Here is a 24,890-nt window from a genome sequence, read left to right on the forward strand (position 1 = left end):
CGAGGATCTCCTTCGTAGTCGGCTACCTTCTGCGACAGAAGCGACGCGCACCGCGAGGGTGGCACGTCGCTTCTGCCGCACGAAGTGAGTCTTACAGAGCAGCCTTGTCGCGAGTCTTGCTACGCGAACGCTCACGGGCGCGCTCGTTGGAGTCGAGGTGCACCTTGCGGACGCGGACGACCTCGGGGGTCACCTCGACGCACTCGTCGCCTGCACAGAACTCCATGGCCATTTCCAGATCCAGCTTCTTGGGCTTGGCCAGGGTCTCCATGACGTCTGCGGAGGACTGACGCATGTTGGTCAGCTTCTTCTCGCGGGTGACGTTGATGTCGAGGTCTTCCTGACGCGGGTTGATGCCCACGACCATGCCCTCGTAGGTGTCCGCGCCCGGCTCGACGAAGAACGTGCCGCGATCGGCCAGCTGGATCATCGCGAACGGGGTCACGGTGCCGTGGCGGTCCGAGACGAGCGAACCGGTGTGGCGCGCACGGATCTCACCGGCCCACGGTGCGTAACCGTGGAAGACGGCGTTGGCGATACCGGTGCCGCGCGTGTCCGTGAGGAACTCGGTGCGGAAACCGATCAGGCCACGCGAGGGAACGATGAATTCCATGCGAACCCAGCCTGCGCCGTGGTTCGTCATCTGCACCATCTTGCCCTTGCGAGCGGCGAGCAACTGAGTGACCGCGCCGAGGTACTCCTCCGGTGTGTCGACCATGAGCTCTTCGAAGGGCTCGTGCAGCTTGCCGTCGACCTGCTGGGTGACCACCTGAGGCTTGCCGACGGTGAGCTCGAAGCCTTCGCGACGCATCTGCTCGACGAGGATGGCCAGCGCCAGCTCGCCACGACCCTGGACCTCCCAGGCATCGGGGCGACCGATGTCGAGGACCTTGAGCGAGACGTTACCGATGAGCTCCTGGTCCAGACGGCTCTTGACCATGCGCGAGGTGAGCTTGTGGCCGCTGACGCGTCCGACGAGCGGGCTCGTGTTGGTGCCGATGGTGACCGAGATGGCCGGCTGGTCGACGGTGATGCGAGGCAGCGCGACCGGGTCCTCCAGATCGGCGAGGGTGTCGCCGATCATGATGTCGGGGAAGCCCGCGACGGCGACGATGTCGCCTGCGACGCCGCGCTCACCGGGGACGCGCTCGACGCCGATGGTGTTGAGCAGCTCGGTGATCTTGGCCTTCTGGACGACGGGCTCGCCGTCGACCTCGCGCATCCAGCTCACGGTCTGGCCCTTGGAGAGCTGGCCGTTGTGAATACGCACCAGGGCGAGGCGGCCGAGGAAGGCCGACGCGTCGAGGTTGGTGACGTGTGCCTGCAGCGGTGCGTCGACGTTGCCCTTGGGAGCGGGGACGTAGTTGAGCAGCACCTCGAACAGCTCGTCGAGGTTCTCGGCGTCGGGCGCGTTGCCGTTCTCGGGCTGAACACGCGACGCCTTGCCCTCACGGCCGGAGGCGTAGAGAACAGGAAGGTCGAGGGCGAGCTCGGCTGCCTCGGACGCTTCGTCGTCGAGGTCGGACGCGAGGTCGAGGAGCAGATCGTGGCTCTCCGAGACGACTTCTTCGATACGCGCGTCGGGACGGTCGGTCTTGTTCACGACCAGGATCACCGGGAGCGAGGCGGCGAGCGCCTTGCGCAGGACGAAGCGGGTCTGCGGAAGCGGGCCCTCGGATGCGTCGACGAGAAGGACGACGCCGTCGACCATGGACAGGCCGCGCTCGACCTCTCCGCCGAAGTCGGCGTGGCCGGGGGTGTCGATCACGTTGATGACGGTGATGGTGCCGTCGGCATTGCGCTTGTGAACGGCCGTGTTCTTGGCCAGGATCGTGATGCCTTTTTCTTTTTCGAGGTCACCCGAGTCCATGACGCGGTCGATCGCTTCGGCACGTTCCTCGAACGCGCCTGACTGCCGGAGCATGGCGTCGACCAGGGTGGTCTTGCCATGGTCGACGTGTGCAACGATGGCTACGTTGCGAAAAGTGGTGGTGCTGTCGATGTTGTCTGCACTGCTTGGGGCGCTCACGCGAAAAATTCTCCTGGAGTCGAATGCGGGCTCTTGTTCGCTAGCGGGCTTATGTCGCTAGAGAAGCGCGCTGCACCGCGAGGTTCTCGCGACTGATCGAGTTTACCCGTAGTCCGACGGTACCCCGCGCCACCCTCAGGTCTGTGACCTGCGCCACCCATTAGTCTTGGTGCTCATGGGCAAGATAAAGGCAGTAGATGTCTCGGGGATGAAGCCCAAGAAAAAATGCTGTCGCAAGAAGGTTCGGTGCATCACATGCCCCGTGGTCATCATGCGAATGAAGAAGCTCGAATCGGCAGGCGCAACCAAGAAGGACCTGAAGAAGGGCCTCAAGACCGCCCGGGCGAAGTGAGCAGAATCTGCTGAAGTTCGGGTAGCCAGAGCCGATCCGCGTCGACCAGATCCATCGTCGGCAGCGTCGCCGCATCCACCCACCGCAGGGCCGAATGTTCCAGCGCTGCAGGCATTCCCGAGATGAGTGAAGCGCGGTAGGCGCGCAGCACCAGCCCGCCGGGCAGGTCGACGTCGCCGGTGAGCGCCGCTCCGATCGAGCACTCGACTCCCAGTTCCTCACGCAGCTCGCGCACCAGAGCCGCGTCCTCCGACTCCCCCGGCTCGACCTTGCCGCCGGGCAGTTCCCAGAGGCCCGCCAACTCGGGCGGACGGGTTCGTTGCGCGAGCAGCAGGCTGCCGTCGTGCGTCAACGCGGCTGCGACAACCACAGCGGTGGGTGTACCGGACATGCCACCATCTTTCTATGACCGAACTGCTGACCGACCGTGACATCGAGGACGCCCGGCTCGCCGAATGGACCGTGTTCGGAAAATCGCTGACTCGCACCGTTGAGCTGGCATCGTTTCCGGCCGCGATCGAGGCGGTGAACCGCGTGGCCGACGCCGCGGAGGAAGCGGATCATCACCCCGACATCGACATCAGGTGGCGGACGCTGACGTTCACGCTGTCCACGCACTCTGCCGGCGGACTCACGCAGAAGGATGTGGATCTGGCGCGTCGGATCGACTCACTGGTCGAGCCTTCGTGACGCGTCCGGCGTAGACGACCCAGCCCAGGAACAGAGCCGCTCCCACGACGTCGACAGCCCCGGCCCACGCCTCGAGTGCGGGCCGGGGGATGGTCCAGATCGACTCCTGGAAGAAGCTGAGCAGCCACGGCACCCCCACGGTCACCGTCACCAACCAGTAACCCGCGACGATCTTCGCCCCGGCGACATCGCGCAGCGGCCCGTGCACGAGCCAGATCACCATCGGAATCACCCAGATCCAGTGATGCGACCAGGAGATCGGCGAGATCAGCAGGCCGAAGAGTTGCACGATCACCAGCGTGCCCAGGTGGTCTTCGCGTCCGATCGCACGCCATGCCGCGATCGTGAGTCCGGTCGCGACGACGGCGGCGGCGATCCACAGCGGGCCCTGCCCGACGTCCTCCCCCGCGATTCGGCTGAGCGCTCCGCGCAGGGACTGATTCCAGACCGAGCCGACGGGGCCGATACGGTCGGCATCGCCGAGCAGCGTGGTGAAGTAGGTGGCCGCCTGGTGTCCGAGCGCCGCGTAGCTGACCGCAACGGTGAGCGCGAAGGCCACTGCCGAGAACGCCGCGGCCTTCCATCTGCGCGTGGCCAGGAAGTACAGACCGGTGATGGCCGGGGTCAGCTTGATTCCCGCAGCGAAGCCGACCAGCCCGCCTGCCACCCACCACCTGCTGCTGTGTACCGCGAGAATCGCCAGCAGCACCAGGAACACGTTGACCTGGCCGTAGTCCAGCGTCGTGCGCACGGGTTCGGACCACAACCCCAGCGCGGTCCACAACAGTGCGATGCGCACCCAGCGCGGTTCGGCGGCGCGCTCGCCGCCGAGAACCATCGACAGCGTCAGCCTCACCACGGCGAACAGCGCGATCATGGTCGCGGCCTGCCACAGGACGCCGACGAGGGTGAACGGCAGGTAGTGCAGCGGGAAGAACACGAGCGCGGCGAACGGCGGGTACGTGAACGGGAGCGGGAAGTCCGGGGTCTGTACCGAATACGTGTAGTCGTACAGATTGCCGCCGAGCAGTGCCGCGGAGCCGTCGACGTAGACGTGGAGGTCCACGAGGTTCATTCCGTTGGGCGTCGCGAAGGCCCAGACGAATCGGCTGATCACCGAGACCGCGAGCAGAACGGGGGCCAGCCGAACAAGTCGGTTCACTGTGCGTGCGGTTCCGTTCGGTATCGATGCCGTGTATCGATCGTCGAGCTTATAGGGCTCCGCTCACGCGCCCCAACCGCGGATGCAGCCGAGTAACATTTGCATCACCTTTCACACTGATAACTTCAGTAACAGGTTATCGTGTGCGTCTGCGGAGAATTCGCAGCGTGTGACCAATAGACTGCCCTGGCATAGATGCGACGGGGGAGGGCTCGATCGACAACAGCTGTACATCGGGGATTGCGCTACATAGAGTGACCCCTCGAGCACCGGCTGTCGCCGTGGGCCCGCGTCATGATCAGAATGGGGAATATCACCGTGCTTCGTACCCGCGGAACGCGTCGCGTAGTTACAGCCTTGGCCGTAGCCGCAGCCGCCGCACTAGTCGTGCCGACCAGCGCATCCGCACAGCCATTGGTGCCGATGGCACCGGCAGATCTGCCCGCAGCACCGGCCGATCCCGCTGCTCTGATCGCTCAGTTCCTTCCCGCTCCCGGTGAGCCCATGCCCAACCTGGCCGAGGTGGAAGCACTCGCCTCGTTCGCACCGGCCATTCTCGGTGCCGCAGCCGGACCCGCCGATGTGGGAGCCGCTCCGGCCGCCGACCTGCTGGGTCAGGCCCGCGCGCTGCTCGAGACGGCGCAGCTGCCGGACCAGGTCAAGGCCCTGCTCGAGCGCGTCATCACGTTCCTGGACGGCTCCGGCGGCGGCGGACCGGACCTGCCGGCCGACGGACCCGTCATCGCCCAGTTCCTGTACCCGACGCTCGGCATGGGGTGCATCTCCGACACCGCAGATTCCGTCGGAACCGCTCTGGCCGTACCCGGCCCCGCCACTCTGCCGCCTCCCGGACCGGGTGCAGGCCAGGCCGGCTTCGTCTTCACCGCCCTCGGCACCGCACCGATCGCCGCAGAGCAGGCAGCCCCTCTGACGGTGACCTGGCTCAACATCGACAACCGTCGCTCGGGTACCCAGGATCTGACCGGCGCGGCCATGATCAACGCCGACGGTCCGGCGACGCTGTCCGCGATCGCCGACACCGGCCCCGGACGCGTCCTGTCGGTCGTCTCCGGTTCGATCACCACGCAGTCGAAGGAAGACCCGGCGGCAGCGCCGCGCAGCTGCACCTTCCTGCCCACCATCGGTACGGTCTACGTTCCGTAGCTCGTAGCTGCACCACCGACGCAGTTCGCCCCCGGCTTCCATGAGAAGCCGGGGGCGAAATGTTGGTACAGGGCAATTCGGAAAGAATGTGCGAGCGGCAGACACCGAATGTCGCACTGCATTCAGAGATTGTCCGAATGAATTACATCGATGGTATTTCAGAGAATGTTGGTGGCAGATTTCGACCACTGCCCGTAATCGGCTTTGAGAATGTTGTTGATGTCGACTTTGACTCCGCCCACGAAATCCTTGTCGATTCGGATCTGATGAATGTGCGCGTCGGGATGAACGAAACCCTTGGGTGTTCCCCAATTGTGCTGCCAATACCACTGGCCGAGTCCGGCGACCGAGGCCAATTCGATGGTCGGTGAATTGGCGTAGATCCCCGTGTTCTCGGCTCCGATCACCGACTGCCAGCCCAGGATGTACGGCGCGATCAAGGTTGCGAACTCCACTGCGGTGGGGTTGTCGTCGATGGACGCGTAGATCGGACGGTCAGCCGGACCGCCTGCAGCCGTGTGGAGTTCGAGGCCACGCGTGGCATGCTTCACGCCCGCTGCGTACCCACCACGCCAATCCGACGTCGCGCCCTTGCCGAACTGGTAGTTCGAGACCACCTCCAGCCCGGCGGAGGTCAGCGACTCCGCCTCGGACTTACGCATCGGCTTGCCGATCATCCAGTTCGCGTCCGGCCGCCGATCGGAGACGTATCGGACAGCCCCGAGGTGACCGGCCTGTTTGATCGCCGAGGCAGACGGCACTCCACCCGAATAGTCGACGAGTGTGCCGAGTCCGGCGTCGGCGTGCGCGGTCGCTGTGCCCAGCGCAACCAATCCGACGGCAGCCGCGGACCCCGCGGCGGCGTACTTGAACAGTTCACGTCGCGAAACCTGCACAAAAATCTCCATTGTCGTTCGATCGCCGCGGCGCGCCTACCCGAGAAATCGCACAACCACTGCTAGCTTCCATCGTTTGTCGTATCCCACCACAATCCCATCGGTACCGCCAGCCACACTGCTCACACGCATCACGTTTTCCTCCGGCTTCACACGAGCACCTCGAGCATCGACATCACGAACATGAATATGGTGGAGAGGACGATGCACGGACGAACGCGCTGAGGAGTGGATGGACATGGGCGTAACGCTTGCCAAGGGTGGAAATGTCTCGCTGACCAAAGAAGCACCGAATCTGACCGCCGTCAGCGTGGGACTGGGCTGGGATGTCCGCGCTACCACCGGCGGCGACTTCGATCTCGACGCCAGCGCCATCGGACTTCGCACCACGAAGAAGGCACTGAGCGACAGCTACTTCGTCTTCTACAACAACCTGCGCTCCCCCGACGGTGCCATCGAGCACACCGGCGACAACCGGACCGGCGAGGGCGAGGGCGACGACGAGAGCATCGATGTCGACCTGGTGGCCCTGACCCCGGACGTCGACTCCATCGTCTTCCCGGTGTCCATTCACAACGCCGACGCCCTGGGCCAGAACTTCGGTCAGGTCGTCAACGCCTTCATCCGCGTGGTGGACAAGTCCGACGGGCGCGAACTCGCCCGCTTCGACCTCAGTGAAGACGCCTCCACCGAAACGGCCATGGTGTTCGGCGAGCTGTACCGGCGCGGGGCCGAATGGAAGTTCCGCGCCATCGGCCAGGGCTATGCATCGGGCCTGGAGGGAATCGTGCGCGACTTCGGCATCGACGTGGGCTGAGTTCTCCGCGAACTGTCTCGAATGCACCGTCTCGATTGGACAACGGATTCCGGCTGAGCTTGTGACGCCAAGATGATGTGTGGTGATATCAGCGCAACCGCAACATAAGCCACATCAGTCACAGGAGTCACACATGTCTCGTCGCCTCGGCCGCTTGGCGGGCGCGCTCGCGCTCTCCTGCGCGGCATTGCTCGCTGTTCCCGCCACCGCGGCAGCGGATCCGGCACCGGCCGATCCGCTGGCGCAGGCGATCGCCGCACTGCAGGGACAGGGCGGTGCCTCGCTCGACGCCGCGACCGCGATCGCCGACTCACGCACCCCGGTCGCCGAGGATGCGAACGTCGATCCGTTCGCCGCACTGAACGCAGCCAACAAAGCCCTCACAGACTTCGGCATCACGCCGTTCTTCTACCCCACCGCAGCGATCAACTGCTCTGCAACGGCGAGCTCGCCCCTCGGCATCGTTCCCGGTGTCGCGGGCGGAGCGGCAGGGCCCTGGCCGCAGCTGACCGCGCCGGCCATCCCCACGTTGCCGTTCCTGCCGTCCATCGAGATTCCCGAGCTCAATGCAGTCGACAAGGGCGAAACGATGTTCGCATTCGTCCCGGCCGGAATCGTGAACGATTCCGAGAACAAGACCGGGATGCAGGTCGCCTGGTTCAACGTCAACACCCTGCAGGGCGGATTCGCCGACTTCGGCGGCTTGGCAACCACTCTCGCCGATTCGATCCTCACCAATTCCGGCGTGCCCGACGCGGCGAAGGACATCGTTCGGCCGTTCGTCATCGGCGCGATCGACTCGCTGCCTGCCGCCGGTGCCCGCGCCGTACCCGTCGAAACCGGATCGGGAACCGTTCTCGCCGCGGTGTTCGGCACCGTGAACCACAAGGCCCTCGACGGTTCGGACAAGAGCTGCTTCTTCTTCCCCACCGTCGGTATGATCAACGTCGCCTAGGGGTTACGCAAGACCACGAAAGGCCCTGCAGCGCACTGCTGCAGGGCCTTTCGGCCTTTACGCTCTGACGACTCGGCCCAGCCGTCCCAGGACCGCCTGCATCTCGGTGTGTTCCGATCGCGCCGCCCAGGGGCGTTGCCTGTTTCTTCCCCGCATCTGCATCGCGGCGCCGGTCACGAGGTCACCGTTGGGGGCGAAATGCACGCGAACGATCTCGTTGAGCGAGCGCCCCAACCCGAAACCCGGTACGACACTGCAGAACCCGTACGGAAACAACGGTGCATCGGGTTCGTTGTACTTTCCACCGACGAACACCGGGCCTCCGGTACGGAAGTCGCGGCACTGCGCGATGAAGCCGTGGAACGCACGACCCTTCTCACGTCCGTAGTACGCGATACCCACCCGCCCGGACCCGGTGGCGGTGATCGCACCGAAGCGAGCGTCGCGCACTCCTGGTGCCGATACCACCACCGGCCTCGACCAGCTGACCGCACCGTCCGAGGACCAGGCGGCATGCAGCAATCCGTCGCGGTCCGGCCACACCGCGTACACGTTTCCGTCGTCGTCGACGGCCATCGACTCCGGCAGCAGGTAACGCGAACCGAGCAACAGAAAATGCACAGCGTTGTGGTACTTCGCCAACGCCGACCCCGGAACCATCCGAACGTCCCACGTCAGGCCCTCGTCGCGACTGACCGCCACCGCGAACCGTCGACCGTAGCGGCCACCGATGTAGACCGTGCCGTCCGGACCGACGACGCCCTTACCGAAGGCAACGTACTCCCGGCTCGGTAACCCGGGGATGTTCTTCGAGTCGATGTCGAAACCACCGGCCACCTCCCACTTCACACCGCCGTCGAAGGACCGCCAGATGACCTGACGGGTGACGTTGATCAGTGGCCGCACCCGCACTGCGAACGGCGTCGGCGCAGAGAGGTACGTAACCCTTCCCTCCCGTGAAATACTCGGTCCGGCAAATACTTTGGCGTCCGCCCTGGCTTTCGATGCCACTTTTCGCGTGCGCCAGGTTTCGCCCCGATCGTCACTGACTCCGAGGGTGAAGCCCGTTCTCAGCGGATGGGGCGGCACCGCGTCGAATCGGCCGGCGTGCAGGAACAGTCGCTCGTCGACGTCGTCGAAGTACAGATACGGACGATTGCGACTCTGTTGCACACCCTCGGGAACCGATGCACGCCATGACTTTCCGAAGTCCGAGGAGCGCAGTACACCGACACCGTCGACGGTGTACGCGGGCGCGACGAAGACGGTGTTGTCCGCGGCGACCCCGAGGGTGCAGGCCGCGGAGCCGTACTCGGTGTAGGAGATGTCGGTGACGAAATCGGCCGATGCAGCGGCGTTGGTCGAGGAACGCAGTCCTGCCCGATAGCCCGACGCAACTCTGGGCGTCACGACACCCGCCATGAGGTGCCGCAGCGTTGCGGCGACAGTGCTGGTCGATGCATTGGATCAGGCTAGCGCCGATGCCGCCGGTAGACCTCCAGGCAATCGAAGAAGTCCTCGGCCCGTCCTGGTGATACTTCACAGAACAGAACCGGTCAGTATGGAAAATCTCGATTCGTAGTGGGCCGCATAGGCTCGACGCGTGCCCCGCGCTCGAGCCGACCACCGACGCCCCGGATCGACGCGCCTGCATCCGGCCGATGCTCGCGCGTACTGGATGGCGTCGAAGATTCCGAGCGACCAGTTTCTGCTGTACTGCTTCGACAGCGGGTCCGCGGACGTCGACGCCGAGGTGGCACGACTGTACGAGCGCAGCAGCCGCATGGAGGTCCTGAGTCGACGCATCACCGACGTGGCATGCGGTCTCGACTACCCGCGCTGGACCGAGGCGGGTCCGCGGTCCGACACGATCTCCGTCCACCGGACGACGAACACCTGGTCGGAGTGCCTCGATGCGATCGCAGCCTCGTTCGAGCGTCAGGTCGACCCCCGAGTTTCGGTGTGGCACCTACACCTGTATCCGAACATCGCCGACGCTCCCGGCGGCACGGCCCTCGTTGCCGTGCTACAACTTTCGCACGCAGCGGCCGATGGCACATTGGCCGCTCGCACTGCCCGTGACCTGTTCGGCACGCATCCACTCACACCTGCTTCGGCCCCGGAAGAACTCCCTCCGGTATCAGAGCTGGCATCTTCGATGGTTGCCGCTGCGGCTCTTCCGCTGCGACTGGCACAGATGGTTCGCGGCGGCGTCCGTGCCCGACGCGACGCGCTGAGCCTCGAACGATGCACCGACTCGGGTGAGATTCCCCCGCCCACACATTCGCGCCCTCTGACCGCGCTCGACGTCGCCCCCACCGGACGGACGTCCGTGCGGACCATCGTGCTCCGCAAGACCGACCTGCAGTCCGGCGGTACCACCGTCACCACGTTCGTGCTGACCGCACTGTCTGTTGCGCTCCAACGCCTTCTCGAAGATCCGGCGGATCTGGCCGCCGAGGTCACCGTCGCCAGGGATGCACGAGCCGACGCGCGAAACAATTTCGGAAACGTCGGCGTCGGACTGTTTCCCGCCGAACCGGACATCCGTACTCGCAGCCGACTCGTCGCCGCCGATCTGGCCGCGCGCCGAGCTCGCGCGGATCATCCGCTGTCGCAGGCAGCCCGCGCATCACAGGACGACGTCGAAGCCCACGTGCCGGCTTTTCTCGCCGAATGGGGCGTCGCGCAGTTCGATCCGACCGCTTCCCCTCCGGCGGTCACCGGGAACACCGTCGTGTCCAGCGTCTCGCGCGGTGCCGCAGACCTCACGTTCGGCGGCGGCTCCGTCCGATTCACCGCAGGTTTCCCGGCTTTGTCCCCTGCCATGAGCCTGACCCACGGAGTTCACGGCATCGGCGATACCGTCACCGTCGGCATCACGTCCAACAGCGCGGCCGTACCCGACCCGGATCTGTACGAGGCACTCCTCCGCGACGCCCTCGACGACGTACGCACTGCTCTGGCCTGACCCGGACCGAACTGCCAGACAGTTCTCAGTATTTGTCGGGCGTCCGGCTCAGGTTCGCCCACCAGACTGACAGCCATGAGCCAGGAGAAGGTCACCGTACTCGCCGTCGGAGGTACCGGAGAATCACATCCGTCCGACCACCGGACGCGGGTGACCGGCCTGCTGGCCTGCGTCGTGGGCGAGCTCGACGACCGCTTCGTCGGCCGGTGGGTCGGCTATCCGGCGTCGTACGGTCCGGTCGCATTCGGCGGGCTGTGCTTTCGACACAGCGCAGACATCGGCGTCAGACGCCTGCGCCGCGCCGTCGAGGGCACCAGCGGACCGATCGCTCTGATCGGGTACTCCCAGGGAGCGACCGTCGTCCGCGAGGTGCTCGGTCTGGTGCACGACGGAACGATCGACGGCAGCCGCATCGTTGCCGCTGGTCTGATATCGGATCCTCAGCAGCCGGTCGGTGCCGTCGACGGATGCACCGGACGTGGCGTCGCCGGTACAGGTCCGGCTCTGCCCGAGTCGATTCCGGTCGAGTGGATCGGTCTGAGGTCCGACATGATCTGCAACGCCAGCGACGACAGCCTGATCCGTGACATTGCGGACCTCACCCGATGGATGTCTTTTCGGACCCCGAAGATCTGGCTGCGTGAACTGTGGAACCTACTGCGCAGCAACAGCTTTCAGAACGCGACCCGAACCCGCCTTCGGCCCTCGCAGTGGGCGAAGGATGTTCGACGCCTCCGCACCGCGGCCGTCGAAGTGGCCGGGTATCTACCGCAGTCGTTGCGCTGGCACCGATTCGAATGGGCCAATCCCGGCGGCGGCAGGCACATCGCATACGCGCGCGAACCGTACGAGGACGACTCGACCGGATGTCAGGTTCTCGCCCGGTGGTTGGGCGAGCAAGCGGATCGACGCGAGGAGATGCTCAGGCCTTCTCGGCCACAGCCGCGAGCTGCCTGAGCCCCTTCTCGAAATCCGGCCCGACGAGCTTGTCCATAGAGAACACTTTTCCGATCAGTGCGAACAGCTTGTTCTGCTTTCCCGACATGCGCCAGGTCACCCGGGTTCCGTCGGCGACGGGCTCGAGCAGGAACGCCGTGACGTTCCGGTTCTTCAGCGGCTTGGTGAACGCGAGGTCGAGCACGATTCGTTCGGGAATCGATTCGGTGATGGTCATCGTCCCCGCGCCGGCCTTGCGGTTACCCGACCACGTGTACGACGCACCCACTCCGGCGTCGGGGCCGGTGTAGGTGCGCTGCAAACCAGGGTCGAGTCCCTCGTAGGGCGACCACTGCTGCCAATGGTGAAAGTTGTCGATCAGCGCGTGCACGGTGGCGGCGTCCGCCCGGACGAGGGCCGATCGCTCGACGAGTACCGGGTGGGTTTCGCTGACCATGACGGTTCCTTCATTCTCTTTTGCACAGGCAGAAGATGTGCCCCGCGGGATCGCGATACACCCAGAACGAGGGCTGCGCGTGGTCGATGAGTTCGGCCCCGGCGTCGACGACGAAGTCCCTGGCCTGTTCCATGTCGTCGACCACCAGGTCGAGGTGGATCTTGATGCCCTCGCTCGGCCAGTCGATGGGGGTGAAGTCCGGCGCCTTCTGAAAGGCGAGCCGCAGTTCGCCCGGGCCGTGCACCACCACCCAGTCCCCGTCGTCGCGGACGGGCTCCCATCCGAGGATGGTGCTGTAGAACCGGCCGAGTGCAGCGGGATCCGGGCAGTCGAGCACCGTGTAGTCGACGGTGATCCGCGGTGGCGTCATGCCGGACAGAGTAGCTGTCAGCCGCCGACAGCAGGAGCGATTGTCTCGAACCATGCCTCGTGCAGGTGCTGCTCCCAGTGGTTCCACCAGTGCACACCGGTGCCGGTGATCTTGACGTTGGGACGCCCGCCCACTGCCTGGAGGAGGGGGACGAATGCCCGACTGCTCATTCCCGCTGCAGTCTCGAGCGGCACCATCTGTGCGAACTTGACGGGGTCGAAGCTGCTGCTGGCCGGATTGAACACAGGGTCCGTGGCCGGTGAGCCGCTCCCCGAGGAGACGAAGACTGCCGTGTTGCGCAACGCACCGACGTTGAGGGACGGATCGTTGCGGATCCAGTCCGCGGACGGCCAGGTACCCCACATGTTCCGAGCGTTGCCGCCCATCTCGCCGACGGCGACCGCGATGCCCTGCGCGAACCCGGGGCTACTGGCGGTCGGGTAACCGCTGAACGATGCGACGGCCTTGTAGAAGTCGGGGTGGTGGGCGGCCAGGTTCAGAGCCGAGGTTCCGCTCATCGACAGTCCGGCCACCGCGTTGTTGACGTTGTCGCTGCCGAACCGATCGGCCATGAACGGAGGCAGCTCCTGGGTGAGGAACGTTTCCCACTTCACCCGTCCGAGCTTGGGGTCGTCGCGCTGCCAGTCGGAGTAGAACGTGCCGCCGCCGCCGAACGGGATGGCCACGTTGACGTGCTTGTCGGCGAAGAAGCTCTCGACGTCGGTCTCGATGAGCCAGCCGTTGTCGTTCTCGGGCGCACGCAGGCCGTCGAGCAGGTACAGAGTGGGTGCGGGGCCGCCGCCTGCAGCTTTGAGCACCTTGACCGGGATGTTCTTGTCCATCGACGGCGAGTAGACGTAGACGAGCTCGGAGTCGGCCTTCGCCACACCGGTCCCCATCAGCACCGTTGCCATCGTGGCGACCAATACCGCCACCACAGCGAGCACCAGACTTCGTATCCGAGCATGCAGCATCGAGATTGTCCCCTTGTTCGTATCCGGCCGACCGTCTCGGGGAGGGTAACAGCCCGGTCACGGCATCGCCTCTTCTAGCGCAGCGGGTTGTCGACGATCCACCACGCCGCGTACGGCGGCAACCACACCGAGCCGGTGCCGTCGACCTGCAGATCGTGCTGCGAGAGAACCTCGACCGGGGCCGGAATTCCGAGTTCGATCAGCTGCGCGTGCGGGAACGACCGGTGTTCGGCCGTGACGTTGTAGAGCGCGACGAGAGTGCCGCTGGGATGCCGCCTGCGCACCACCAGCAGACCGTCGTCCGACTCGCTCTGCACGTCCACCGGCGCCTCGGCGTGCAACATCGGCAGTCCGGCGCGTACCTTCGCAATCCGCGCGATGCCGTCGAACACTCGTTGCGCGTCGCTCCCCTGCTGGAATCGGCCGGCGCGATCGGCGTCGGTCACCCGCGGCCGGTGCACCCACCGGTTGTCCTCGGCATGAGCTGGTTCCTGGGCCCAGTTCGGATCTCCCGGGGAGCCGAGCTCGTCGCCGCTCCACACCACCGGAATTCCGCCCCATCCGGCAATGATGGCGTGCGCCAGGAAGATTCGCCCGAATCCGCCGTCGGGATCCAAGCGGGACGGGCCGAGACCGGTCAGTGCTGCCGCGGTTCCGCTGATCCGGCGGTCGCCGGTGTCCGGGTTGTACTGGAACACCAGGCCTTCGGCCCACGAGCCGTCGAATTCCCCGGAATACCAGTCGGCCAAGAAGTGGCGATGCCCTGCGCCCGAGAGTCCGAGAGACGCCGCGTCGCCGTCGTCGATGGCCCAGCCGATGTCGTCGTGACAGCGAACGTATGTCACCCAGGTGCCGCTCGGCGGTGTCGGGGGCAAAGATGCCAACGCGTGACGCGCCAAAGCTGTACTGCCCGTTGCCAACATCGACCACACCTGCACCATCAGCGAGTTGTGGTACGCGATGTCCGAGACCCGTCCGGTATGCCGCCCCTGACCCAGGTACGGCAGCAGATCGCGGGGTCCGACGATCGCCTCGGCCTTGAACAACGTGGCCGGAGCAGCGAGTCGAGCGGTGGCGCGCAGGGCCTGGGTGACCGCATGCACCTCGGGTTGGTTCTGGCAGTTGGTACCGAGCCGTTTCCACAGAAATGCGATCGCATCGAGGCGAAGCACTTCGACCCCGAGATTGGCCAGGTGCAGCACGATGCTCGCGAACTCCTGCAGCACAGCGGGATTGGCCCAGTTCAGATCCCACTGCCATTCGTTGAACGTCGTCCACACCCACTCGCCGAGTGTGTCGTCGAACGTGAAGCTGCCGGGCGCGAAGTCGGGAAACACCTCGGGGAGAGTGCGCTCGTACGAGTCCGGGGTGGTGCGATCGGGATAGATCAGGAAGTAGTCTCGGTACTTCGGATCACCCGAGCGCGCCTTCTCGGCCCATTCGTGTTCGCGAGCAACGTGATTGAGTACCAGGTCGACCACAAGACTGATGCCGCGTCCACGTAGTGTCTCCGCGAGCGCCCGCAGGTCCTCGTTGGTACCGAGATCCTCGCGCACCGCTCGGTAGTCCATCACCGCGTATCCGCCGTCGTTGTCGCCGGGCCGCGGTTGCAGCAGCGGCATCAGGTGCAGGTAGGTGACACCCAGACCGGTCAGATGGTCGAGCCGTTCGCCCACCCCGCGCAGCGTCTGTCCGTACCGGTCGACGTAACAGGCGTAGCCGAACATGTCCGGCTGCTGAAACCAGTCCGGTTCGAGCAAACGGCGCTGATCGAGCCGGTGCAGATCCTCCGGGCGGGCGGCGTAGGCGCGCGCAGCGATCTCCACCAGGGTCGCCGCCACGGCGTCGGGATCGGGGTAGACGGCCGTGACCGCGTCGTGCAGATCGGGAAACCACTGCTCGAGACGCAACTCGAACGTCTCGCGTCGGTGTGCGGGAAGTTCGGCGAGGATCTCGCGGGTGACGTCGGAGACGGCGGGGTGAACCATGCACTCATTCTGGCATCGACCCCGGCGTGCGGACGCGCATACATCCGGTTACCGCGGGGTATCAGAGCGGCATGTCATTGCTGACCCGCACGCTGGACACGATCCTCGACCGAGCAGTCGTTCCCGGATACTCCCGCATCGGCGCCACGGTGCGGCGACGATTCTGGGCCGCGGATCCGACGCCGTTCCCCTCCCCCATCGACATGGTGGTGACCGGTGCGTCGTCCGGTCTGGGAGCTGCCACTGCGAAGGAACTTGCGCGGCTCGGGGCACGGGTGCATCTGGTCGGCAGGTCTGCCGATCGGCTGGAGTCCGCGGCCGCCGCCATCCGAGCCGAGGTTCCCGACGCCTCCCTGGTGGCGCGTGAGTGCGATATCAGCAACCTCGACTCGGTGGCCGCCTTGGCCGCGGCGCTGGCGTCCGAACTCACGTCGGTGCACGCGCTCGTGCATTGCGCCGGGGTGATGCCGGACGAGCGGCAGCTGTCCGCGCAGGGGCACGAATCCGCTTTCGCCACCCATGTTCTCGGACCGGTCGCGCTGACGGTGGGACTGCGCGAGCTGTTCGACGCCGGATCGCGGGTCGTGTTCGTCTCGAGCGGCGGCATGTACCCGGTGCCGTTGCAGTCGGCCGACTTCGAGTTCGAGAACGGCAGATACTCCGGTATGACGGCATACGCCAGGACCAAACGTATGCAGGTGGTCGTGACAGAGCAACTGGCCGAACGCTTTTCGCTCGAAGACGATCCGGTGGTGCACAGCATGCACCCTGGCTGGGCGGCCACTCCCGGGGTCACCGGGTCGATGCCACTGTTCGGTTCGGTGATGAAGCCGATTCTTCGCAGCGCGCACGACGGGGCCGACACCATCGTCTGGCTCGTCGCATCCGACCAGGCATTGACCAGTACCGGTACGTTCTGGCACGACCGGGCCCCGCGTCCGACGCACTACCCGTCGTGGCGTGGAGATTCACCTCGCGTGCGAGATGCACTGTGGGCGAGCGTGGTCGAAGCAACGGGCGTCGAACTCTGACTCGATTCACCGCTCGGCTGTCGGCCCCTTCAGCCCACCGAACGCGTTCCGAACGAGCACCAGCAGGGTCAAGCTGGTTCCCCAGCCGATCATGCACAGAATGACACCCACACCCGACTGCCCGGTGGCATCGGTGCTCGCTTCGATGCAGAACGCCGTCGAGAACCCCGCCGTCGTGCCCAACGCAGCGACGTGCCCGCCCGTCTTCGGCCAACGTGACAGATGCGCGGCCAGCAGGAACAACAACACCACCGTCGCACCGCACGCGGCCACCTGCCATGACGGGAACGCGTTCGGGGCAGGGAGCCCAGGCCCACGGAACTCGCCCCGTTGATCGGCAGACCAGCTCAACCAGCCTGCACACGCGGCGAAACCCGATGCGACAGCTATCGATCCGGTGGCCCACAAGCCCAGCGGGCCGGTCCCCGCTCTCTCCCTGCGCTTCCTGAACCGGGCCCACAGCAAGAGAGCCCAGAGTGTCGACGGCACACCGACGAAAACGAAGACTATCCACAGAAATCGAGACCACGAGAAGTCGACTGCCATCCCCCGACGCTATCCGACGAGCACGGATTCGCTCGGATCACAGACCCAGCAGGTCGGCCGATCGTCGCAGGCGCATGAGCACCTGGAGATCGAGAGCATCGTCCGGGTCACGCCACTGCGTACCGATCAACCGGTCGATGGCTTCGAGCCGTTGGTAGAGCGTGTTGACGTGCACCCCCAAGCTCGACGCGGTAGCCGAATGATGGCGGCCGTGAGCCAGATACGTCGACAACGTCTCCATCAGCGGAACCCCGCGCTTGTTCTGCTCGGCGAGCAGCGGCCCGAGCTTGTCCTCGGTGAGTTCGTCCAAGTGCTCACGGGCCATGTGGCTCAGCAGGATTCGATAGATCCCCAGGCCGCGCGCCGAGGACACGTCGCCATCCCTGCCGAGAGTCGTCAGCACGTCCACTGTCTGTTGCGCTTCTCGGAACGCCGTCGCCAGAGCGTCGGCACCTCGTGCGGGCTCGGAAATTCCCACGGTCGCACGGGTGACGAGCATACGGCGTACAGCAGCCGACTCTCGAGCAGGAACCACCAGCAGAACCCTCGATCCCTGCTCTGCCACAACAGAACCCGGCGGCAGTGCGATGGACTCCAACTCAGGTCTCGACGCGTCTCCCTGCGCAACCGCGACGCAGTACGTCACGTCCGGTGCCAGTCCGGCACGGTGGAACTGCCTGCGTTCGTCATCGTGTGACGAGGTCGGATGGAGGAGTAGGTCGAGCAAGAATGCGTCCTGTGCCCGGCGTGCGGATTCCGCTGCCGCACGCTCCCCTGCGAGCGACAGTGCGATGGCCGGCACAGCTCGATCGAGAAGTAGGTGAGTCTGATTGTCGTCGCGTCCGACGGAGATCAACACCCCCAGAAAGTTGCCGGCTGCCACCACCCGACGAGCTGTCATGTCGCCGTCGACGGCAGTGTCCGCGCCTGCTCTGCACCGTTCGACCATGGCTTCGACCTGGGCGGACCGGCCTTCCAACGCAGCCGGTACGGACGCGCCGTCGGCCAGGAAGTGCGCGGGGCGTCCGGTGGCCGTCGCCACCTCCCGAACCAGACTCCGCACGCCGCCTCCGCGGAGGACGACCTGAGTCAACGTGCGGTCCCACTGCAGGGTCTGCTCCAATTCAGCGGTGCGAAGAGATAATTCGGCGTTGAGTTTTTCGAGCTTGTCGATCGCCCGCACGTTCTCGATGGCGATGGCCGCGTGTGCGGCCAGTGCCGACAGCAGAGCGATCTCACTGTCTGCGAAGTCACGCTCCTGCCGCTTGCACGCGAACAATGCGCCGATCACCCGGTCGCCCACCCGCAGCGGTACGCCCAGCAAGCCGCGCATGTTCTCCGACCGCGCCGCGCTGTCTGCCCCGGTGATATGCCGAAACGCCGGTTCGCTCTGGTAGTCGGGGGTCCACGACGGCGAGGCTCCGCGCACGATGAGGCCGACGAGACCCTCGTCCTGCGCGAGCCTGATACCCACGAGCTTCGGTGTCAGTGCACCACTGGTCACCTCGATGACGAACTCGTCCCCATAGACCGAACCCATGTAGGCCAGATCCACGCCGAGCAGTCTGCGCGCCTGGTCCACCACTTCCTGCAACAGAATCCGGTTGTCTCGCACCGTCGTCAGACGCACCGCGATGTCGTTGAGCGCCGACAGCTCGGTGCTGCGCTGTTTGCGTTGATCGAGCAGGGTGCGCAGCCGTAGTGCCGCATGCGCCTCGGCACCGGGAAGGTCCCGGCGATGGGCTTCCAACTCGTCGACGGATGCGTCGTCGAGCAGCAGTTCCATCCATGACTTCGCAGGCGACATAGAGAAAACCTACATTGGCCGAGATGCAGGTCACAGCTAGAGTCGAGTCATGTCGCTCGTCGAACAGTTGTCGGACTCTCTCCCCGCGGACCGCGTCGTTGCCGATCCCGACGTCATCACGTCGTACCAGCACGACGAGGCGGAATGGGCCCCGTCTGCGATGCCTGTTGCCGTCGTGCGCCCCCGCACCGCCGAGGAAGTTCAGAGTGTCGTCCGTGCATGCCTCGCTCACGGCGCACCCGTCGTCACTCGCGGGGCGGGCACCGGACTGTCCGGCGGCGCGAACGCCACCGAGGGATGCGTCGTCCTCGCTCTCGACGGCATGGACGCGATCAAGGAGATCGACCCGCTCGAGCGCTACGCCGTCGTAGAACCAGGGGTGGTCAACGACCACTTGCGGGCAGCGGTCGCCGAACAGGGTCTCTGGTACCCACCGGATCCGGCCAGCGCACCGTGGTCGACCATCGGTGGCAACGTCGCCACCAACGCCGGTGGACTGTGCTGCGTGAAGTACGGCGTCACCCGCGATTACGTCATGGGCATGCAGGTGGTCACCGGAACCGGAGAGCTGGTGAGGCTCGGACGTAAGACCGCCAAAGGCGTTGCCGGATACGATCTTGCAGGTCTGATGGTCGGATCGGAGGGCACTCTCGGCATCATCACCGAGGTGACACTCAAGCTGCGCCCGCTCCAGGATCCGCAGCGGACCGTTGCCGGCTACTTCGATTCGATCGTCGACGCCGGACGTGCCGTCGCCGCGGTGGCCGCCGCCGGATTGACTCCCTCCGCGTTGGAGCTGATCGACAAGCAGTGCCTCATCGCCGTCGATGCCTGGAAGAACATGGGACTGTCGGTGGAGGCGAATGTGGTGCTGCTCGGGCGGATCGACGATCCAGGACTCATCGGAGACCAGGAAGCCGAGAAGATGCTCTCGTGCTTCGACGAGGCCGGGGCCACGTGGTCTGCGGTCTCGACCGATCAGGAGGAGGCCGACGCGCTGTTCGCGGCCCGGCGGTTGGCGTATCCGGCGATGGAGCGCCTGGGGCCGGTATTGACCGAGGACGTCTGCGTGCCGAAGAAGCACGTGCCCGAGATGCTCTCACGCATCGAGCAGATCGGCCTGCGCTACGAGACGACGATCGCCAACATCGCCCACGCAGGCGACGGAAACCTGCACCCGTTGCTCATCACTCCACACGACGACCTTCCGGCTCGCGAGCGGGCCCAGGCTGCCTTTGCCGAGATCATCGACGCTGCATTGGAACTCGGTGGCACCGTCACCGGCGAGCACGGAGTCGGGCTGCTCAAGATGGACGGCCTAGAGCAAGAACTCGATCCGGTGGTGTTGGACATGCACCGCGCGGTGAAAAAGGCGCTCGACCCGCACGGAATCCTCAACCCGGGCAAGGTATTCACAGCCTGACAGCGCTGAGATCCTATGTTCGAGTGCGCAGATTGCCGTTGTGCAGCACGGTCACCAGCAGACTCGGTAAGCCGTTGACCAGCACAAGACCCGCAACCACGACGCTTATGGCCAGCCACGGCTCGGTCAGCCAAAAATGATTGCCGAGCTGTAGCGCACCGAAAAGGCTCAGTATCCATCCCGCAGTCTGGGCACGTCGAGCGCGTTGGGCAGGTCTGATCGGATACGAGCCGTTGACTGCTGGCAACCTAGCGCCGTAGTTCTCACGAGCGGCGATTCGAGCCGCCACGACATGAAGCAACACAGCGAACGTGATGGCACACACCGCAAGCGACATGTCTCTGTCTCCCTTTCCCACTCCTGCCAACGCGCAGCCTCCCCGGCCTGAGACGATGGACCGATGACGACCAAGCTGACCTTGAACTTCGGATCTACGCTACCCATCCGGTGAACAGAACTCGACCGTACGGCGGAAACGGAGCACTGGTCGGTGTTCGAAAGTAGATTCAGGTTTCGACCCGAACCGCTACCCAGGCTCTCGAGACCCGCCCGAAACATTCTGCACCGAAGTATTACTGGATCACACTGGCCGGCCTAGCCGCAGTCAATGTCGATCACGTCGTAGTCACCAGCGATGTAGATACATTCCGTGCAATTGAAGACAGTGACCTGGTGTTACCGCCCCGTCGACAACGAAGATTCGGACGACATGTCGTCACCGTGTTTCTCGAGCGCAACCACAGCAGCCGCCATGATCAGCGCGGCACTGGCGATACCCGGCAGCCATGCCGGATCCGGCGCGTACAAGAAGAACAGCGCATATCGCAGCTGAAAGATCGCCGCTGGCAACAAGATAAGTGCCCTCGTTCGACGCATCCGGCCGTAAGAGAAAAGGAACTCACTGATCGAACCAACAAGGATCAGCGCAACCAACGGTGGCCCTCCATGCCATTGCAGAAGCACTTCCCAATGGCTGTGGTCATCAAAGTTGTATCGCGCGAAGACGGCGGACGCAGCCGACACGAGTGCACAGAGAATCCAGCTGATCGGATGACGAAAAAGCTGGCGGACTCTACTCACTAGCGCCTCCTTACGACATGAACAGCGACGAGCTCTGAACTTTCGGAATCTACCGTCACACCGATGCAAACCCAGCCGGGACTGTCACGATGGCGGCGACGCTTGGCTCACCAGCGATTCGTACAACCGTCCTATTGCCTTCAGGACCTCTGCCGGCTCGATCCACTGGTTCTTCTCCCGCATCGCGTTGTCCAACGCACGACCATCGCGGATGTTCTCAGGCACTAGCACATGCCATTTGTATCCCCGTGGCTGCAGGCGAACACCGGCGTCTGCGAGGTAAGAGTTGACGTCGTCGTTCACCATCCGAAGGTCCGCCTCGGTGAAGGGCTCGAACCAGACTTCCTCGGGTTCTTTGCTCGGGTCACCGCGAGTGACCCTCACCGGCGGATGCGCGGATGCTGGATAGGGTGTGCGGTAGCACCGGCCCGGTCCAGCAACCCACGCGGTCAACGCTCCGTGACCGTTCGAGATGACGCTGACGTAGCGCCCCGCGGGTAGCTCGTCAGGCACCCGGTCGTCTACTTCGGACAACGGATATTCGCTCCAGTACTGCGCCATACGCTCCATCCTGGTCGATCCACCAACGTTGGCCACTGAACCGGGTCTCAGACGTGCACGGAGTCCGCGAATCCGACTGAAAATCGTCGAAATCCGATCCCAACACAGCGGCTATCACGCGAGTAGTTTGCGCTGTATAGGCACGGATCAGGTTCAACCACAACCGTTCTCAACCAATCTTTTCCCATATCAGCCGGTCCCCCTCGACGTACGGCTGGAACTGGCTCCACAGCGAGATCCGCATCGCGATCGGCGTGTTGCGCTCCAGCGAAAAGGTCAAGTCTTCGAGCATCGCGCTTACCGACCGCCAAATCGGCGGCCGCCAAGCGACGTCTGCATCCGGCCACACATTGACGCAACCATGAAGCGGACCCGAGCGAGTGTCGACGAACAGTGTGGCGGCGTCATCGTTGGCGAACGGAACGAACCCCGGCAGCATCGCGCGGGCGGCGGACCCGGCAGGTTTGTTCATCTCGGCATCGAGGTCGACCGATGCTCCGTATTCGGGTTTCTGTTGAACTGATCCCAGAACGCGTGTTGCTTCTTGACCTGGGACACGGGCAATAGCTCGAAGTTCGGAGGCAAGAGCAGCATGCCCCGGCGGTCATCAGCTCGTTCGACACATCGGTAGAGTTCACGTACTTCTTCGGGCCACGGGCACGTCGCCGCCTCGGCATCGGCGATCGCTTCGTCGGAGGCACCGAAATACTCGACCCCCAGATTCGCCGTCAGAAGCCGTGACAGCCGCGCCCATTGGCGAGTCACCGAACTTGGACGGGTCGCCCCCAGGAGCCGCTTCACCTCGGCGGCGCTGAAGTCGGGCAAGAGACTTTTCATTTCCGTTGGGTCGAGGTCCGCATCGTTCACGAGAACAGTGTCCCAAATTGAGGACCGACAACAGCCGTAGTGCCGATTCGCATCGCGCAAGCAACATGCCGTCAGGGCCTCCCGCCGCCAAAGCTCGCATCCTGTGCTGTGATCGATTGCGGAATCAGCCGCACCTGGTCGGTACCGTCCAGGTTCATCGTTGCAAGTTCGGACCGCTCGTAATTGACAATGTCGGTGACCAATTCGCCGGTCCGCGTCGTCGCCCTGTTGTAAATAATTCGGGAACCGCCCGCATTGACCTGAGGGTGCACCGCATATGTGTCGGTCAGAGCCGTGATCGGTCCCCCGGTCGCAGACATGGAATAGAGCTCCGATCCGTTGTTCCCTCCCCGATTGCTGGAGAAGACCACAGTTGAGCCGTCCGGGGTGAACACCGGGTCGGCGTTCCAGAAATGATCCCGCAGAACGACCCTCGACTCACCGCCCGCGGCAGGCACGGCGACAATGTATCCACCGATATTGAAGACAACTTGGGTCCCATCGGGTGTGAAGGTTGCGCCGAACGCACTCTCCTCGCGAGCCAACAACCGGACTTCGCTACCGTCCACTTTCATCGCGCTGATCCCGTAAGGGCTCGTGAATGCGATGGTCGATCCGTCCGGTGAGAAGGTCGGCTGATATCCCCCCTCGTACAGAGTCCGCGAATCTCCGGACTCCAGATCCACAGATTCGATGAACCGACCATTGCGGGTATAGGCGATCGACGATCCATCGGGCGAAATCGACGCATAGTTCGCATACCGCGTATCAGACATTTCGCCGGTCACAGTTGGGGTGACCTGGCGTAAGCCGGTGCCGTCTTCGTTCATCACGAAAATTTGGCCATAGCCATCGTCGAATGACACTCGCGCCTGGGGACGCTCGGCCTCGAGAGGGGGTGCGCTCGTGCACCCGGTCACCGACACGACTGCAGCTATGAACAGGTAGACCAGCCGAGTACGTCGCATGCGTCATCATGCTAGGTGAGCGTGACCGTCGGGCGGCCGTGTTGCAGTCGACTGTCCACGCTGCGATTCTGTGGTCGTGCGAGTAGCTCTCATAGCCGACATTCACGGCAACATCGCGGCGCTCGACGCCGTGCTCGAAGACATCGAACGCCATGGCGTCGACTCGGTGATCAATCTCGGCGATCTGCTCTCCGGCGGCCTGCATCCGCGTCGAACTGCGGATCGACTCATGGCTTTGGACATGCCAACGATCGCAGGCAATCACGACCGCTATCTACTCGAGCAGGCTCCCGATTCCATGGGCAGTTGGGATCGGCACGCCCATGATCGACTCGACGACGGGCATCGACAGTGGCTGGCCTCGCTGCCGTTCTCATTGGAGCTGGATCGCGGAATCCTCGCAGTGCACGGAACGCCCACCGATGATCAGCAGTACTTTCTGCACTCGGTGGACCCCGACGGCTCTCGCGAGGCAACCGAAGCCGAAATTCTCGACAGAGCAGCAGGTTTCACCGACAGAGCTATCATAGCCTGCGGCCATACCCACCTGCAGCGACAATGGACTCTCCCCAGCGGCACACTCGTGGTCAATCCGGGGAGCGTCGGCGTGCCCGCGTACGACGACGATCAGCCCCACCCGCACGTCATGGAATCCGGCTCTCCGCATGCGCGCTACGCGGTACTCGACGACCACGACCGTGGCAGCTGGACAGCCTCGTTCGAACTGGTCGAGTACGACCACGTCGGTGCAGCCGCCGATGCCCGCGCGCACGGGATGAGCGACATCGCCGACGCTCTTCTCACCGGATTTGTCGGCCCTGCGCCACAAATGCCGTCACACTGATC

Annotated in this window: 27 protein-coding genes; 10 read left to right on the top strand and 17 right to left on the bottom strand. The window is 64.6% G+C overall.

Translation table 11 applies throughout. The annotated features are described in order from the left end of the window. Window positions 1–91: 91 nt before the first annotated feature. A complete protein-coding gene (gene typA / locus CH271_RS13365) occupies window positions 92–2,029 on the bottom strand; it encodes a translational GTPase TypA (RefSeq protein ID WP_037191470.1) in 1,938 nt (645 codons plus the stop codon). Between the two features lie 175 nt (window positions 2,030–2,204). Between typA and CH271_RS28845 the strand changes: the two genes are divergently transcribed. Continuing rightward, window positions 2,205–2,381 carry a hypothetical protein gene (locus tag CH271_RS28845; protein WP_094633883.1) on the top strand — a complete coding sequence of 59 codons (177 nt, stop codon included), beginning with the start codon at window positions 2,205–2,207 and terminating at the stop codon, window positions 2,379–2,381. Here CH271_RS28845 and CH271_RS13375 read toward each other — a convergent pair. Next, the gene (locus CH271_RS13375) at window positions 2,359–2,772 is read right to left on the bottom strand and encodes a (deoxy)nucleoside triphosphate pyrophosphohydrolase (RefSeq protein WP_094633884.1); all 414 of its coding nucleotides are present in this window, start codon (window positions 2,770–2,772) and stop codon (window positions 2,359–2,361) included. The two genes, CH271_RS28845 and CH271_RS13375, sit on opposite strands and share 23 nt — an antisense overlap. A 14-nt stretch (window positions 2,773–2,786) precedes the next feature. On the opposite strand from CH271_RS13375, the gene CH271_RS13380 reads away from it, so the two are divergent. Beyond that, window positions 2,787–3,071: a 4a-hydroxytetrahydrobiopterin dehydratase gene (locus CH271_RS13380; RefSeq protein ID WP_037191468.1), complete on the top strand. Its 285-nt coding sequence runs from the start codon at window positions 2,787–2,789 to the stop codon at window positions 3,069–3,071. On the opposite strand, the gene CH271_RS13385 is transcribed toward CH271_RS13380, so the two are convergent. After that, on the bottom strand, window positions 3,013–4,233 hold the full coding sequence (locus CH271_RS13385; protein ID WP_094633885.1) for a mannosyltransferase: 1,221 nt from the start codon (window positions 4,231–4,233) through the stop codon (window positions 3,013–3,015). The genes CH271_RS13380 and CH271_RS13385 overlap by 59 nt on opposite strands. Window positions 4,234–4,536: 303 nt before the next feature. On the opposite strand from CH271_RS13385, the gene CH271_RS13390 reads away from it, so the two are divergent. Beyond that, entirely contained in the window at window positions 4,537–5,397 is an 861-nt protein-coding gene (locus tag CH271_RS13390) for an Rv1157c family protein (RefSeq protein WP_052047746.1), read from the top strand. 158 nt (window positions 5,398–5,555) lie between these two features. Here the strand turns inward: CH271_RS13390 and CH271_RS13395 are convergent, their stop codons facing one another. Continuing rightward, entirely contained in the window at window positions 5,556–6,305 is a 750-nt protein-coding gene (locus CH271_RS13395; protein ID WP_094633886.1) for a DUF1906 domain-containing protein, read from the bottom strand. Between the two features lie 226 nt (window positions 6,306–6,531). On the opposite strand from CH271_RS13395, the gene CH271_RS13400 reads away from it, so the two are divergent. Then, on the top strand, window positions 6,532–7,110 hold the full coding sequence (locus CH271_RS13400) for a TerD family protein (protein WP_037191665.1): 579 nt from the start codon (window positions 6,532–6,534) through the stop codon (window positions 7,108–7,110). Between the two features lie 133 nt (window positions 7,111–7,243). Then, window positions 7,244–8,065, top strand: coding sequence for a hypothetical protein (locus CH271_RS13405; protein WP_037191464.1), 822 nt, complete (start codon window positions 7,244–7,246; stop codon window positions 8,063–8,065). A gap of 57 nt (window positions 8,066–8,122) precedes the next feature. On the opposite strand, the gene CH271_RS13410 is transcribed toward CH271_RS13405, so the two are convergent. Beyond that, a complete protein-coding gene (locus CH271_RS13410) occupies window positions 8,123–9,475 on the bottom strand; it encodes a sialidase family protein (RefSeq protein ID WP_141217037.1) in 1,353 nt (450 codons plus the stop codon). 193 nt (window positions 9,476–9,668) lie between these two features. Between CH271_RS13410 and CH271_RS13415 the strand changes: the two genes are divergently transcribed. Together CH271_RS13415 and CH271_RS13420 are read left to right on the top strand one after the other, a co-directional pair. Beyond that, the gene (locus CH271_RS13415) at window positions 9,669–11,036 is read left to right on the top strand and encodes a WS/DGAT domain-containing protein (protein ID WP_094633888.1); all 1,368 of its coding nucleotides are present in this window, start codon (window positions 9,669–9,671) and stop codon (window positions 11,034–11,036) included. A gap of 75 nt (window positions 11,037–11,111) precedes the next feature. Beyond that, on the top strand, window positions 11,112–11,993 hold the full coding sequence (locus CH271_RS13420) for a PE-PPE domain-containing protein (protein WP_094633889.1): 882 nt from the start codon (window positions 11,112–11,114) through the stop codon (window positions 11,991–11,993). On the opposite strand, the gene CH271_RS13425 is transcribed toward CH271_RS13420, so the two are convergent. The 4 genes from CH271_RS13425 to CH271_RS13440 form a co-directional block, all read right to left on the bottom strand. Then, complete coding sequence (locus tag CH271_RS13425) at window positions 11,959–12,429, bottom strand: SRPBCC family protein (RefSeq protein ID WP_094633890.1); 471 nt, start codon at window positions 12,427–12,429, stop codon at window positions 11,959–11,961. The two genes, CH271_RS13420 and CH271_RS13425, sit on opposite strands and share 35 nt — an antisense overlap. Window positions 12,430–12,439: 10 nt before the next feature. Continuing rightward, window positions 12,440–12,799, bottom strand: a complete 360-nt coding sequence (locus CH271_RS13430; protein ID WP_037191459.1) for a VOC family protein — start codon at window positions 12,797–12,799, stop codon at window positions 12,440–12,442. Between the two features lie 17 nt (window positions 12,800–12,816). Beyond that, the gene (locus tag CH271_RS13435) at window positions 12,817–13,773 is read right to left on the bottom strand and encodes an alpha/beta hydrolase (protein WP_037191458.1); all 957 of its coding nucleotides are present in this window, start codon (window positions 13,771–13,773) and stop codon (window positions 12,817–12,819) included. Window positions 13,774–13,847: 74 nt separating this feature from the next. Then, window positions 13,848–15,761 (bottom strand): alpha-amylase family protein, encoded by a 1,914-nt coding sequence (locus tag CH271_RS13440; RefSeq protein WP_094633891.1) that lies wholly within the window; start codon window positions 15,759–15,761, stop codon window positions 13,848–13,850. Between the two features lie 71 nt (window positions 15,762–15,832). On the opposite strand from CH271_RS13440, the gene CH271_RS13445 reads away from it, so the two are divergent. Next, window positions 15,833–16,792 (top strand): SDR family NAD(P)-dependent oxidoreductase, encoded by a 960-nt coding sequence (locus tag CH271_RS13445; protein WP_094633892.1) that lies wholly within the window; start codon window positions 15,833–15,835, stop codon window positions 16,790–16,792. A 6-nt stretch (window positions 16,793–16,798) separates the two neighbouring features. On the opposite strand, the gene CH271_RS13450 is transcribed toward CH271_RS13445, so the two are convergent. Next, window positions 16,799–17,338 carry a hypothetical protein gene (locus tag CH271_RS13450; protein ID WP_094633893.1) on the bottom strand — a complete coding sequence of 180 codons (540 nt, stop codon included), beginning with the start codon at window positions 17,336–17,338 and terminating at the stop codon, window positions 16,799–16,801. Between the two features lie 37 nt (window positions 17,339–17,375). Beyond that, window positions 17,376–19,124, bottom strand: coding sequence for a helix-turn-helix domain-containing protein (locus tag CH271_RS13455; protein WP_094633894.1), 1,749 nt, complete (start codon window positions 19,122–19,124; stop codon window positions 17,376–17,378). Window positions 19,125–19,194: 70 nt separating this feature from the next. On the opposite strand from CH271_RS13455, the gene CH271_RS13460 reads away from it, so the two are divergent. Then, complete coding sequence (locus tag CH271_RS13460) at window positions 19,195–20,568, top strand: FAD-binding oxidoreductase (RefSeq protein ID WP_094633895.1); 1,374 nt, start codon at window positions 19,195–19,197, stop codon at window positions 20,566–20,568. A gap of 13 nt (window positions 20,569–20,581) precedes the next feature. Here the strand turns inward: CH271_RS13460 and CH271_RS13465 are convergent, their stop codons facing one another. From CH271_RS13465 to CH271_RS13490, 6 genes are all read right to left on the bottom strand, one after another. Beyond that, window positions 20,582–20,905, bottom strand: a complete 324-nt coding sequence (locus CH271_RS13465; protein ID WP_094633982.1) for a hypothetical protein — start codon at window positions 20,903–20,905, stop codon at window positions 20,582–20,584. A 338-nt stretch (window positions 20,906–21,243) separates the two neighbouring features. After that, a complete protein-coding gene (locus CH271_RS28435) occupies window positions 21,244–21,648 on the bottom strand; it encodes a hypothetical protein (protein WP_143546056.1) in 405 nt (134 codons plus the stop codon). A gap of 84 nt (window positions 21,649–21,732) precedes the next feature. Next, complete coding sequence (locus CH271_RS13475) at window positions 21,733–22,209, bottom strand: DUF5956 family protein (protein ID WP_094633897.1); 477 nt, start codon at window positions 22,207–22,209, stop codon at window positions 21,733–21,735. 169 nt (window positions 22,210–22,378) lie between these two features. Next, the gene (locus CH271_RS13480) at window positions 22,379–22,681 is read right to left on the bottom strand and encodes a hypothetical protein (protein WP_094633898.1); all 303 of its coding nucleotides are present in this window, start codon (window positions 22,679–22,681) and stop codon (window positions 22,379–22,381) included. After that, window positions 22,678–23,076 (bottom strand): hypothetical protein, encoded by a 399-nt coding sequence (locus tag CH271_RS13485; protein ID WP_143546057.1) that lies wholly within the window; start codon window positions 23,074–23,076, stop codon window positions 22,678–22,680. The genes CH271_RS13480 and CH271_RS13485 overlap by 4 nt, the downstream gene beginning before the upstream one ends. A gap of 71 nt (window positions 23,077–23,147) precedes the next feature. After that, the gene (locus CH271_RS13490) at window positions 23,148–23,942 is read right to left on the bottom strand and encodes a TolB family protein (protein WP_256986405.1); all 795 of its coding nucleotides are present in this window, start codon (window positions 23,940–23,942) and stop codon (window positions 23,148–23,150) included. Between the two features lie 178 nt (window positions 23,943–24,120). Between CH271_RS13490 and CH271_RS13495 the strand changes: the two genes are divergently transcribed. Continuing rightward, the gene (locus CH271_RS13495) at window positions 24,121–24,888 is read left to right on the top strand and encodes a metallophosphoesterase family protein (protein ID WP_094633983.1); all 768 of its coding nucleotides are present in this window, start codon (window positions 24,121–24,123) and stop codon (window positions 24,886–24,888) included. Window positions 24,889–24,890: the final 2 nt, after the last annotated feature.

The sequence above is a fragment of the Rhodococcus sp. 05-340-2 genome (genome assembly GCF_002258915.1).
Classification (GTDB): Bacteria; Actinomycetota; Actinomycetes; order Mycobacteriales; family Mycobacteriaceae; genus Rhodococcoides.